The following is a 13,715-nucleotide window of genomic DNA, read 5'->3' as shown; positions in this document are numbered from 1 at the left end:
TCAAATTTGGAATAATAAAATTAACCTATGCCTCAACCCAAAATTAAACAATGCTACGTCAAAATCATTTTGGCCGCCGCAATCCCTCTATTAATTTCTTGTAGTGAGAATGAACCGGTAGATCTCCGTGAACGGACATTGACCAAGGAAGAAATCGCCCCTATGGTTCAAGCAGCCGAAGCAGGAATAAATCCCACGCTCAGCCCCGGACTTAAACTGTCCTTATGGGCGGTTGACTCATTGGTGTATGATCCCATTTCGATCCAGGTGACTGATGATGGTAGTTTATATTACACCCGGACCAATCGCCAGAAAAATTCTGAATTTGACATCAGAGGTCATCAGGAGTGGGAAATTGAATCAGTTAGTTTGCAAACCGTCGAAGAAAAAAGAGCTTTTCTTCAAAAGACGTTATCTCCTGAGATGTCTGATAAAAATACTTGGCTCGGTGATGTGAACGGTGACGGATCACACGACTGGCGGGATATGACAGTGGAAAGAGAGGAACTTTATAGACTTGAGGACAGAGACGGGGATGGACTTGCGGAGTATTCCCAGATTATGGTTCAGGATTTCAATGATGTAACCACCGATGTGGCGGGTGCTTTGTTGAAACTCGAAGACAATCTCTTTGTAGGTGTGGGGCCGGATGTATGGAGACTTACTGACAAAAACGGCGATGGCATCATGGATAAGAAAGAATCAATCTCACATGGCTATGGCGTTCACATTGGTTTTGGCGGGCATGGGATGTCCGGGCTTAAATTGGGTCCCGATGGCAGGATCTATTGGGGAATTGGAGATATTGGTTTCAATGGAGTAGGACCTGACGGGACTGAATGGAAATATCCAAACAGAGGTGTAGTGGCCCGTGCAAATCCTGATGGAAGTGATTTTGAGGTGTTCGCCATGGGCGTGAGAAATACGCATGAGTTCACTTTTGACGAGTACAACAACCTTATCTCTGTAGATAATGACGGGGATCATGCAGGGGAAAGTGAAAGGCTGGTTTACCTAGTCAACGGATCGGATACCGGGTGGAGAATCAACTGGCAGTTTGGAAAATACCGTGATCCGGACAATAATACTTATAAAGTCTGGATGGACGAAAAGTTGTACCTGCCAAGACATGAGGGACAGGCGGCCTACATCACTCCACCGATTCAGAATTACATCAATGGGCCTACAGGAATGGTTTATAATCCGGGAACAGCCTTGGCAGAAAAATGGAAAAACACCTTCTTCGTGGCTTCTTTTGTAGGCAATCCTACGCGATCAGGAATTCATGCCTTCAAGCTGGAGCCTGACGGGGCTTCGTTTAAGATGTCCCAAACAGAGAACATCATGTCAGGGGTGTTGGCTACCGGATTGGATTTCGGTCCGGATGGCTCTCTTTATTTTGCTGACTGGATAGATGGCTGGAACACCAAAAACTATGGTAGAATCTGGAAAATCGAGGATGAAGGAGGAACAAACTGGGAAGCCAGAAAGATCACTGCCCAGGTGATGAAGACCGATTTCAAAACACTTACCGATGAAGCTCTGAGTGGCTATTTGAGTGATGAGGACATGAGGATCAGAAGAAAAGCCCAGTTTGAATTGGCAAAGAGAGGAGAGGACGGAGCGAAGATTTTTCAAGCTGCCCTTAATCAAAAAACCAATCAATTGGCTAGAATCCACGCTATCGTTGGGATGAGCCAGCTGGCGAGAATGGATAAAATGGACTATGCAGATGCATTGATTCCCCTGCTGAAAGACCGGGATTTTGAAATCCGGGCGCAGGCTGCCAAATGGCTTGGAGACATTAAGTATGCGAAAGCGGGGGCGGCCTTGATGCCCTTGTTATCGGACAGTGAAATAAGGGTAAGATTCTTTGCTTCAGAAGCATTGGGCAGAATCGCCCATGAGCCTGCGATTGAAGGCTTGATCGGAGTACTGGAAGCCAATAATGACCAAGATGCATTTTTACGGCACGCTGCGAGTTTAGCGTTGGCAAGAATCAATAAGAAAGAACCAATTATTGCGCTGGCTTCTCATCCCTCAAATGCAGTTCGCCTTGGAGCTGTTTTGGCACTGCGTAGAATGGTAGACCCGGGTATCACAGCTTTCTTGGCAGACTCGGACGAATATATTGTCACAGAAGCCGCCAGAGCGATTAATGATGATTTCTCTATAGAAGATGCTTTACCGGCTTTGGGTGACCTATTGGTAAATACAAATTTCGAGAACGAGCCGCTGATTAGAAGAGCTATCGGTGCAAACCTGAGAGTAGGGAACCAAAAGTCAATGGATAACCTGAAAACTTACATTGCAAAGCAGGGAGTAAATTCCATTCTGAAAGCAGAAGCAATTGCAGCGTTGGGAACTTGGGCAAAGCCATCAGTTCTGGATCGTGTGGACGGCAGAAACAGAGGAGCTATAGAAAGAGATCTTGTCCCTATTCAAAAGTCAGCTGAATCAACTTTGATAGGAGTTTTGGATGATAAGGATGAGGCTGTACGGGAGGCAGGAGTTAAAGCAATCGGGAAATTGAAGATCGCCAGCGCCGAATCGAAACTAGTTTCCTTGTTGAAAAATGATAAATCAGAAAATGTACGAGTAGCTGCAATTTTGGCATTATCGACGACAAATCCTGAATCCATCTCAGCTCCAATAGAACTGGCAATGAAAGATAATTCCAGAGCTGTACGGGTGGTGGGGTTGGACTTGTTGACTAAAACGGATATTTCTCAGGAATTAATGGTGAGTTTGCTTCAGGATGTGATTCAAAACAGGACCACTACAGAAAAGCAAGCCGCATTGCTAAGTCTGGGGAACCTGGATAATTCAGGTGAACTTCCTCTTTGGAATACGCTTCTGGATGATTTGTCAAAAGACAAGTTGCCGAATGAAGTGATGATAGAGTTGGAGGAAGCTATAGACGCTACCAAGTCTACTGACCTAAAGGCTAAATATGACAAAATCCAAGAGACTCGTACCAAGGGGAACTTGGTGGCTCTTTATAGTGGTGCCCTCGAAGGGGGTAGTGCGAGAGCGGGAAGGGCAATATTCTTCCAAAATCAAACCGCACAGTGTATTCGCTGCCATGGATATGATGATATGGGAGGTGTCGCCGGGCCGCACCTGAATGGTATAGCCAATAGAGTCTCTAAGACAGAACTTCTGGAAGCACTGATCGATCCAAGCAAGCGTTTGGCGCCGGGCTATGGATTTGTGCAACTGGAATTGAATGACGGAACTTCTTTGAACGGAACCCTGATGGAAGAGAAGGCGGATGGGTTAGTCATTAAGGAGGGGGCTAAGCCGGATACCTTGATTATGAATAGCAGTATTGCTGAGCGGAAAAATTCTCCTTCCAGTATGCCTGACATGAAAGTATTGCTTACCAAAAGAGAAATCAGGGATTTGGTAAGTTTCCTAAATACGTTAGACAAGGAATGGGAGTGAGAAGTCTAATTATCGGCTTGATAATTATTGGGATCATCACTTTGGTGGTGGTCCCTTTGATTTTGATTCAGGTTGGCAAATCGCAGCTACATGATTCCGAAATTCCACAACATGAGCTACTATTCCAATCCGATGGGCCGAAGACTATTATGGCATTTTTTCCTCACCCTGACGATGAAGTGACCGTCTCCGGCACCTTGATGAAAATGAAAGATGAGGGACACCGAATCATTTTAGTTTGCTTGACCAAAGGAGAAGCAGCCGAAACGGAAGGAAAATATTCCAGAGAAGAGCTAGCCCGGATTCGAACATCAGAAATGCAACATGCGGCGCAGACAATCGGAGCAGACCATTTGGAACTTTTAGACTATTCTGATGGCGGAATGGAAAAGTTGGGCTTGGATTCGCTCAAATCCATTGCGGTAAAATTAATAGGACAATTTAAGCCGGATGTTTTAGTGAGTTATGATTCAAAAGTAGGACTCTATGGACATCCGGATCACCGGCTGACTGGACTGGCAATTGAAGAGTTATTCATGGAGGAATTTAGGAGAGCAAACTTTACTCCACAAAGGTTGTTTCAGGTTACGCTATCACCCAAACAAATCCGGGTGGAGCTGAAGCTTTCGGAGGGATTTCAAAAGCATTATCCAAAAGACTTGACCCAAGGACTTCCTGAACCTGACTTTTCCATCAATACTACCGAGTATTTTAATCGGGTATTGCAGGTAATTTATGGTCATGAAAGTCAGGCAGAGACCTTGAAGGACTTGCTGCCGTACCATGATCAAGTTCCTTCAATCATCTACTCTAGAATTTTTGACCGGGAATATTTCTATGAGGTAAAACCAAAAAAGCCACCCGGAAATTTGCGGATGGCTCTCAGGTAAATTGGGCTAATGTTTATCAGTTTTTGCATCAATGACAAAATCAGCGAGATGAGCCACTCATTTTTGTCAACTTGTTGTAGGAATACCAAGAATTAAGAAGTCCTAAACCTCAGAAAATAACCGCCTGATTCATTCAAGCGGCCTGGATATAAGGTAGTATTCAAACAAGTGCTATTGCACAGGTAAGTCATTCCCAGGGATTGCGTTTGGATTAAGCAATGGTATATTTGATCCCCATTTTGCATTTATCTTATGTATAAATTCATTGGCAATAAATCCATGAGCTCTTCCATTGGGATGTACTCCATCGACTGAGAAACCTCCGTTTGGAGGAATAATACTTGCCGTAAGTGCCGCTCCGCCGTAGTTTACCTGTCCTTGGAGAACACGATTCAACATTCCGTTTATATCCACTAAGACCAATCGCTCCGCATTGCTCTCAACTGCTGATGAAATCACTGCATTGAAGGCGTTGATCTTATCTTGGATTTCATTTTGCTCAGTCGGAGTGAGGACGTAGGGATCTTCTACCGGAAAACTTACGCCCCTTACTGCTTGTGGGTTACCATTTATAGGTTGACCCAAAGCCTGAGAAAGTGTTAATGTCGGTTTATCGGTTGATTTACTTTGTCTGATGGACGGAAGTCCGAATTGTGTCAAATCGGTTAAACTTTCATCAGACATCAGAAACCCGTTTTGTCCTGCTGTAAAATTTATTGTACGTAAAATCCTCTCCTCTTCCGTGATAGCCTCCATTGACTCCAACTGGAGTAGGGCACCATTGTAAGCGGCAAACCCTTGGTTAACCGCCCCGGCAGTCGGGCCATCCAGTGGCAAAGCATTCCAAGGGACAAGATTGAAATAAGGAAGAACATTTAGGTTCGGAATGTTTGCTACAGCTCCTTTAGCCTCCGGATTGGCTTGAAGCATAGCGCCTAGCGCCAAAGAGAATCTTTGAGCGAAGGCATCATCAGATGTCAAAATATCAGGATTGGAGGCACCTCCAATAGCATAACCCAATACATCGCTATTACCAAGCCAGAAAGTAAAGAAAGTTCCGCTTGATCCCAGAGCTGCAGCAGCATCCCCAATTGGTGTAGAAGTCCCCGGGTTAGAAGCAAATCTAGCATAAAGTGGATTGTAAGCCGGATTCTCAGGGACATTTGGCCCACCGGCCTGTGGCACTAGTGACACACCTAAGGTCATATTCGGAGCCGAGAAATTGTTCAATTCAGCTTTATTTCCATCGAAAGGAGTAGGGATGTCACCTATCCCAATCGGAGCAGGAGCTGTAGTTCCGTTAGTGGTTTTTAGTATCAACCTTCCCAACACCGTATTTCCCGGTCCCAAGGCATAAAAACCATTAGGTGAATCAATGGAAGGCAGATTAAAATCGCTTCCATTGATTAGCTTCATCTGTTCTGCTAAATGAACAGCAAAGGAATTACCTTGCCCCCGGTCATAGAGAGCTCCATCCATAAAACCTGCAGCAATTCCATCACCGATGACGATCATCTTAGTAAAATCTGCGGTACCTGCTGTAGGTTCCTGAATATCTTCCACAGGAAAATCATAGTTACATGAAGCTAGAACTCCTACAACCGGTATAACTATATATTTTAGAATATTTTTCATAAACAATTTAGTTTAGCAATTCATCAAATGTGATGGAGATGTAATAAATGGATCCAATAGTAGGTCCTCCAAAATTCATGAAGTACCTATTGTTAAAGACGTTTGAGCCTCCCACTTTGATGATTGATTTGATAGAACTTACCTTGTAGCTAACCTGAGCATCGAAATTAGAAACCGCGGGAACATCACCTCTAGCAAATGAAGATTCCCAGCGAAATGAAGTCTGGTATCTCCAAGCTACATTGAAACCAAGATTTTTAGTCAATTTCCTATTGCCGAAGACAAGGTTTCCTTTATGTTCGGGAGTGTTGAAGTCATTCAAAAATCCTTCTGTAGGTGAAGAAATAAGCTTATTGAAGTTATAGTTTCCTGAAAGACTGTAGTTCTTTGGTAGATTAAATGTCAATCCAAGTGCAGCCCCATGTGCCTTTACATTTCCACCGGTAAAGTTCGTGTAGGTCTGAAAAGTATTTTCACTACCCGGAGTGGTAATGGGAGTAAGCAGGGTAGGGGCGTTTACAGCATTGATAGCCAATTCCTCTCCGTTCGCAGGGACAGGAAAGATGGGACCAGGAGCCTTTCTTACTGCGTTTTGAGTAATGAAATCATTGTAAACATTATAGTAATAAGCAAAATCGACCAAAATCTTATTGCTGTTCAATAAGCTCTTGTATCCGATTTCAATTGATCTAACCTGTTCAGGTCGCAACTCAGGAAAATCTTCCTCAGTAGCCGGTTTTAGCAAGCTTGTAGCTTCAGGTGAAACCGGACTTGAACCGGAACCAACTTTAGCAACATATTCCTCAACAGAAGCGAGCGTAAACGCATTGGTTAAAATGTCGTATTTCTCACGGTAAAAAGGCAGTCCTCCAATTAACCTTGCCGACACAACGTTTAAATCGATATGTTGTGCTTGTGTAGTAGGCATTCTAAAGCCCGTCTGATAGGAAACTCTGAAATTATGGTTTTTCTCAGTCAAGACCCCGGAAATTCTCGGGCTGAATTGACCATCGAAATTTTCGTTTTTATCATATCTCAAACTTCCCGTGATTTTTAATTTTTCATTCAAGACCTTTTTACCTGCTTGCGCAAATGCGCCGTATTCGGAAATGGTGATATCATTTCCCTCTACATCGGCGAAGATTGTACCGTTGGAACGGAGATCATATACCCGATATTGAGCTCCCACTTGGAGGTCTATAAAATCAATTTCTTCACGGAAGTCATATTGACCTTCTGCCATGTACATCCTCGATTTATCATTAAATAAGGAACCCTCCGGAATAAATTGTCCACGAACATTTCTAGACGCATTTTCAAATTCCGCCGAACCCGGTTCATATCGACCTTGATCAGCAAATCCTCTGGCAGCACCGTGGGCAATGGCTTGCTGGTCTGATGTACCCAAAGTACCCGGTGCAACTTGCTGCTGGGCTAATGCACCCATGTAAGCTAAAGTGTACTGCCCAAACCAGCTGGAATTGTCCTTCCACATTGAATTAATGTTTACCCCTGTGAGATCAGCGATATAGGATTCCCCTGAGTTTTCGAGTGTGGTATATGCCCGTACAAAATAATTAGATCCCTTTAGTTCAAGCTTGTGCTGTGTGATCTCAAAATTTCTCAGTGAATAACGCTGAGCTCCGGTGTAAACTGATGTTCCTGCTCCATAGTTTAAGGTGTAAGAAAGCTCTGATTTGTCACTTAATCTGTAGTGAAGTGCTCCGTTTACTTTATAGTTTTTAGCACCATAATCCACTAAGTCACGCTCATCATATCCTGTCCGGGATACAATTTGATCCGGAATACTACTTAGATATCCTTGCAATCCCAAAGCTTGGGCTTGTTGCTGAATAGCTCCCACATTTCGGAGTAGACCAATGTTATTGGCTACTTCATCGCCAAATACATGGACTCTGTTAGCCCCTGGATTAAATGACAAGTCTCCTTGAGCAGAACTTGAAAGATCCGTTTGGTCTGTACCATACCAATCCTCAGCCTGCATGAAAGATACGTTTATTTTGAATGCAAACTTATTGTTGAAGGCTTTTGCATAACGTATAGACCCTTCATACATAGGTTGCGGGCTGGTGGGTTCACCGGCAGTCCCTCCAAAATGATTGAACCCCTGCTTGTAAAACGCACTTAGTCCCTGATATTCAAATGGGCTTTTACTGTTGACAAGTAAAATACCGTTGAATGCATTTGGACCATAGAGAGCGGAAGCTGCTCCGGGTATAAATTCTACACTCTCCACATCCAATTCAGATGGTCCGTTAAGGTTTCCTATAGGAAAATTCAAAGCAGGTGCCTGCGTATCCATACCGTCAGTAAGCTGGACAAATCGTGTGTTACCTGTAGAATTAAATCCCCGTGCATTGACAATCTGAAAATTGATAGAAGAGGAAGTGACGTCCACTCCCTTCAAATTTGCAATTGCTTTATAATAGGTGTCCGCAGGAGTGTCACGTATTGCAAGGATATCCATCTTTTCTATTGAGACAGGAGATTGTAAAATGCTTTCCTCAACTCTGGATGCAGAGACGACCACCTCTTGTCCTAGAATGGTAGTTTCTGCAAGTTGGATATCTACCGTGGATTGGCCTCCTGTGATCTCCACCTCCTGGGAAGTATAGCCTACCATTGAGAAAACCAGTGTCAATGGCGGTTCCTGATTTACATTAAGAGCGTACTTTCCGGATAGATCGGTGATTGTTCCGATTACCTTGCCTTTCACCAAAATATTGACGCCTACTAGGGTCTCTTTGGTATCTGCATCGGTTACTGTCCCAGAAATTCTCGTCTGGCCAACAACCTTACCTGCTGTGAGGGAAACCAGGAGTGTCAATAAGAACACTGAAATCCTGATTTTTAGTGTAAAATTGCTCATAGGCTATTTTAGTTAATATTAGGGTTTATTGAATTACAACTGAAAATTCATATTGTAATTATCGAAAATTAGCCTAAAAAACGAATATTTGGCATATTTCAAATAAAATATAAAGCTATCCAAGGAAGTCCTAAATATTGGTTTAATTGGAAACTTGAGTATTCACTTAAAAATCTAAAAATATTTGATCGCTTTATTGTCAATCCCGAATCCAGTGATCTGTTTCATTGACAATTCAAAAAACTATATATTTTTATGAAAAGGCATAAAAATATAAAAGCCCGATAGATGCCGGGCTTTTATTGCATGGAAATAGAATAATTACTTCTCAACCATTTTTATTTTCTTCATTTACATGTTTTACCAAGCGGTCACATAGGACTTTAATTTCCTCAGACATGTACTCGTCAGCTGTACTGTTGAGGATGGTTTGGGCCATTCCTCCCAAAATATCTATATAAAATCGCTTCATTTCGACCACAGACATTTTTTCTGTCCAAAGGTCAATCCGAAGTGTGCTGTGATTTTGATTGTCCCAAACATTTAGACTGATGCTTTTGGTGTCTTCCAGACCGGCACCTTCTTTATCTGAAGCATCCCACTTGATAGTTTTGGGGAAGCTGTTTTCATCTAAATCCACTTGGAATTTAATCTCTGAGTTTTTCATGTAATTATAATTTGATTCTTATAGAATCCTATGTTGATTTTGCAAAATTAATCAGGTTAACTATAGGAGTGTTGCCTGAGTTCATTTTTGGTTGTTTTATTCTAAAATCATCTCAGGCACTTCTCCTTCTATAATAAGTTTACCGGCAGTTTTGGATTTGATTTCTTCTACAGAGATACCGGGGGCTCTTTCCTGAAGTATAAAACCTCCATCGGGTGAGATTTCCAGTACAGCAAGATCTGTTACTATCTTTTTCACGCAGCGAAGTCCCGTGATAGGCAGGGAGCATTCCCGGAGAAGTTTTGACTCCCCGGAGCGGGAGCAATGCTGCATGGCAACAATGATATTGACTGCCGATGCCACTAAGTCCATGGCACCTCCCATGCCTTTCACCATTTTACCCGGGATTTTCCAGTTGGAGATATCCCCATTCTCCGAAACTTCCATTGCTCCTAATATGGTCAAATGTACATGACCACCTCTGATCATTCCAAAAGACTCTGCGGAATTGAAAAGTGCGGAACCCTTTGTCATTGTAACAGTTTGTTTTCCTGCATTGATGAGATCGGGATCGATTTGATCTTCGGTGGGGAAGGGACCGATTCCCAGAAGTCCATTTTCAGATTGGAGTACAATCTCCAAACCATCCGGAATGTAATTGGCTACCAATGTGGGAATTCCAATACCTAAATTTATGTATTGCCCATTTTTCACCTCTTTGGCGATTCGTTGGGCTATTTGATCTTTGGTTAGCATTTTGGGTTGTTTTTGAGGTCAAAGGAAAAAGACGAGATCAAGTTTCTTGAGTTGTGGTAGCCAAAACCTATCAGGTTTATACCACTGTGATGAAAAACCCGGCAGGTTTGTTTATGCGTACTATTTGGAAACTGTTCGTTGTTCAATTCTCTTCTCGTAGTTTACTCCCTGGAAAATACGCTGCACATAGATTCCGGGGGTATGAATTTGATTTGGATCAAGTTCACCTGCTTCCACCAATTCTTCCACTTCAGCAATGCAAATCTTGCCTGCCGAAGCCATCATGGGATTAAAGTTCCGGGCGGTTCCCTTAAAAATCAGATTTCCGGCTGTATCGCCTTTCCATGCCTTGACGATCGAAAAATCAGCTTTTAGCCAGTTTTCCAAGAGATACATTTTCCCGTCAAATTCCCGGGTTTCTTTTCCTTCAGCGACTTCAGTACCGACTCCAGCGGGAGTAAAGAAGGCAGGAATTCCTGCTCCACCCGCCCGCACCCGCTCTGCAAGGGTTCCCTGTGGAATCAAGTCCACTTCAAGCTCTCCACTTAGTAATTGGCGTTCAAACTCGGCATTTTCTCCCACATAGCTGGAGATCATTTTCTTGACCATCCGCTTTTTGAGTAAGAGGCCAATGCCAAAATCATCCACGCCCGCATTGTTTGACACGATAGTCAATCCGGAAATATCTCTTTCCAACAGTGCAGAGATACAATTTTCGGGAATCCCGGTCAAGCCAAAGCCTCCCATCATCAGCATGCAGTCGCTGGGAATATCCGCTACTGCTTCACGGGCATTTTTTACAGTTTTGTTGATCATATCGTTTGGGTTTATAGCAAGTTCTTGGCATTCTTCTGATCTAAAAAAAGCTGTGCCTTTAGGGACTTCAATCCGTCAAATTTCCTTTCTTCCCGAAGGAATGCCTTGATGTAAATTGTAATTTGCTTGTCGTACAAATCACCCTGAAAATCAAATAAATTAGCCTCTACGGTTTTTTGAGTTCCATTTACAGTAGGCCTATTCCCGATGTTCAGCATAGCTTTGTAAAGCGAACCATTTACCAAAGCTTCTACTGCATAAACGCCATCTTTGGGGATAAGTTTGTAATCGTTTGGAATATGAATATTAGCAGTCGGAAAACCAATTGATCTGCCAATCTGCTGTCCTTTGATTACCAAGCCGTTCAATTCATACGGCCTACCAAGGCAATTGATTGCAGTTTCAATGTCGCTGGTTTCTAATGCACGACGGATTTTTGTGCTGGAAACGCCTATGTCGTCCACGTCCTGTCGGGGAATTTCTTCCAGTTCAAATCCGTATTCCCTGTGGTGAGTTTTTAGGTATTCGAAACTTCCCTCACGGTTTTTCCCAAAACGGTGATCGTAACCGATGACCAGCTTTTTAGTTTGGATCGTGTCTACCAGAACTGATTCTATAAATTGCTTGGAGGTAAGTTGGGAAAATTCCCTGGTAAAGGGAATCGTGATCAAATGGTCTATACCAAATTCCCTTAGTAGCTTAGCTTTTTCTTCAAAAGTGCTCAAAAGCCGGAGATTATGCTCATCCGGATAGAGAACTAGCCTAGGATGCGGCCAAAAAGTAATTAAAACGGTCTCTCCATTGATAGATCGGGCTATTTCACGTATTCGATGAAGGATTTTCTGATGTCCAAGATGCACTCCATCAAATGTACCGCTGGTGACTACCGCATTGTAAGGTTTCGGGAAATCACTTAGTCCTTCATAGATTTTCATTCGTTCTTGCTTTGATTTCTTCTACCAAAGGTAAAAGCTCATGTGCTTCCGAGAGTTTAAAATTACCAATTCTTGTTCTACAAAGCGAACTCATATATGCTCCCACATTTAGTTTTTCGCCAAGATCCCTTGCCAAGCTACGGATATAGGTTCCTTTGGAGCATACTATTCTAAACGCTATTACGGGGTTTTCAAACTTTGTAATTTCAAATTCACTGACCGTGACGGGGCGAGGATCCATTTTTACCTCTTTTCCTTTTCTGGCAGATTCATAGACGCGCTTTCCATCGACCTTGATAGCGGAGTGCATAGGAGGAATCTGTAGAATATCGCCTGTCAGTTCGGCTACAGCTTCTTTTACTTGCTCGATTGTAACTGCTGAAGGATCTGCTACATGAATTATTGGCTGCTCCAGATCAAAAGAATCCGTAGTGGCTCCGATCACGAAGGTTCCCGTATATTCTTTCTCCTGCCCCATGAAAGAATCAATTTGCTTGGTCATCTTTCCTGCACATACGATCAGAAGACCTGTAGCCAACGGATCCAGTGTACCTGCATGGCCTACTTTTTTGATTCGAAGTGCGTTTCTGACTTTTTTTACCACATCAAAAGATGTCCATTCCAGTGGTTTGTCTATCAGAAATACTTCTCCGTAAGGTTCTTGCATTCTATAAATATAATCCTGCTACAATAGCTATTATACCAACTATCAGACAGTAGATGGAGAAATATCTTAGTTTACTATTCTTCACGAGTTTGATCATCCAGGTACATGCTGCTATGCCGGCAATAAAAGCTGCGGCAAATCCGGCAGTTAGGTAGCCTATTCCCTCAGTTTCCATAGAAAGTCCCCCGTCTAAAATATCCTTGGCTATTTTCCCCAGGATCAAGGGAACGACCATTAAAAAAGAGAACCTGGCAGCTTTCGCCTTGTCAATTCCCAAAAGAACAGAAGTGGAAATCGTAGCACCTGACCTGGAAATTCCGGGAAGAATAGCAATTGCCTGCGCTATACCGATGATCAGTGCCTGTCCGAAAGTCACGGGTTGGTTTGTAAATTTGGCTTTGTCTGCCAGATAAAGAAGCACAGCCGTCAAAATTAACATACAACCCACAAACACAATTTGCCCGCCGAATAATGTCTCTAGCTCTTCTTGGAAGACAACTCCAACTATAGCAGCGGGAATCATTGAGAGTACTATTTTAGCTACAAATTGTGTCTCGCTGTTCCACTCGAATTTGAATAAACCTCTGAGAATCTCTGCAATATCCTTACGGAAAACAACTATTGTACTCAAGGCTGTGGCAAAATGAACCACTACTGTAAACATCAGGCCTTCAGCAGGCATTTTACTTTCTCCCAAAATTGCTTTTCCGAGTTCCAAATGGCCGCTGGAGGATACCGGCAAAAATTCTGTCAATCCCTGAATGATTCCAAGGATAATCGCATCAATTATTTCCACGCTTAGTTACTTTCAGTTTTGGCAAAAATCGCATAGAACTCAAAAATAAATCCGGCCAATGTCACTATTGGACCAATGGTCAAACCCAAAACACCGTTTCCGTGCGGTTCGCTGTCCATACCAATAATGATAAATCCAAGAATAATCAGACCTATGCCTATAAACATCAGCTTGTAATTTTTGCGGGAAAATGGAAAGGAAGATTTGCTCATTACG

At 42.9% G+C, this 13,715-nt stretch carries 11 protein-coding genes; 2 read left to right on the top strand and 9 right to left on the bottom strand.

Translation table 11 applies throughout. The features are described 5' to 3' along the window. Positions 1-27: 27 nt before the first annotated feature. Positions 28-3,447 (top strand): HEAT repeat domain-containing protein, encoded by a 3,420-nt coding sequence (locus ID165_RS07860; protein WP_192349811.1) that lies wholly within the window; start codon positions 28-30, stop codon positions 3,445-3,447. Next, positions 3,438-4,337, top strand: coding sequence for a PIG-L deacetylase family protein (locus tag ID165_RS07855; RefSeq protein WP_192349810.1), 900 nt, complete (start codon positions 3,438-3,440; stop codon positions 4,335-4,337). Before ID165_RS07860 ends, ID165_RS07855 begins: the two co-directional genes overlap by 10 nt. Before the next feature lie 171 nt (positions 4,338-4,508). Here the strand turns inward: ID165_RS07855 and ID165_RS07850 are convergent, their stop codons facing one another. The 9 genes from ID165_RS07850 to ID165_RS07810 all read right to left on the bottom strand — a co-directional run bounded on the left by ID165_RS07850 (position 4,509) and on the right by ID165_RS07810 (position 13,711). After that, complete coding sequence (locus ID165_RS07850) at positions 4,509-5,972, bottom strand: hypothetical protein (RefSeq protein WP_225587027.1); 1,464 nt, start codon at positions 5,970-5,972, stop codon at positions 4,509-4,511. A 7-nt stretch (positions 5,973-5,979) separates the two neighbouring features. Beyond that, complete coding sequence (locus ID165_RS07845; protein ID WP_192349808.1) at positions 5,980-8,862, bottom strand: TonB-dependent receptor; 2,883 nt, start codon at positions 8,860-8,862, stop codon at positions 5,980-5,982. A 328-nt stretch (positions 8,863-9,190) separates the two neighbouring features. Next, entirely contained in the window at positions 9,191-9,529 is a 339-nt protein-coding gene (gene gldC, locus ID165_RS07840; RefSeq protein ID WP_192349807.1) for a gliding motility protein GldC, read from the bottom strand. 96 nt (positions 9,530-9,625) lie between these two features. Further along, entirely contained in the window at positions 9,626-10,285 is a 660-nt protein-coding gene (locus tag ID165_RS07835; protein ID WP_192349806.1) for a 3-oxoacid CoA-transferase subunit B, read from the bottom strand. Between the two features lie 120 nt (positions 10,286-10,405). Then, entirely contained in the window at positions 10,406-11,101 is a 696-nt protein-coding gene (locus ID165_RS07830; protein ID WP_192349805.1) for a CoA transferase subunit A, read from the bottom strand. An 11-nt stretch (positions 11,102-11,112) separates the two neighbouring features. After that, positions 11,113-12,036 carry a bifunctional riboflavin kinase/FAD synthetase gene (locus tag ID165_RS07825; protein ID WP_192349804.1) on the bottom strand — a complete coding sequence of 308 codons (924 nt, stop codon included), beginning with the start codon at positions 12,034-12,036 and terminating at the stop codon, positions 11,113-11,115. Continuing rightward, positions 12,023-12,703, bottom strand: a complete 681-nt coding sequence (truB, locus tag ID165_RS07820; protein WP_192349803.1) for a tRNA pseudouridine(55) synthase TruB — start codon at positions 12,701-12,703, stop codon at positions 12,023-12,025. Before truB ends, ID165_RS07825 begins: the two co-directional genes overlap by 14 nt. A 1-nt stretch (position 12,704) precedes the next feature. Then, a complete protein-coding gene (locus ID165_RS07815; RefSeq protein WP_192349802.1) occupies positions 12,705-13,499 on the bottom strand; it encodes an undecaprenyl-diphosphate phosphatase in 795 nt (264 codons plus the stop codon). A gap of 2 nt (positions 13,500-13,501) precedes the next feature. Next, positions 13,502-13,711, bottom strand: a complete 210-nt coding sequence (locus ID165_RS07810) for a DUF3098 domain-containing protein (protein ID WP_192349801.1) — start codon at positions 13,709-13,711, stop codon at positions 13,502-13,504. Between the last annotated feature and the right edge of the window lie 4 nt (positions 13,712-13,715).

Source organism: Algoriphagus sp. Y33 (assembly GCF_014838715.1).
Taxonomy (GTDB): domain Bacteria; phylum Bacteroidota; class Bacteroidia; order Cytophagales; family Cyclobacteriaceae; genus Algoriphagus.
Note: the sequence above shows the minus strand (reverse complement) of the source record. Positions and strands in the feature narration are given on the sequence as shown.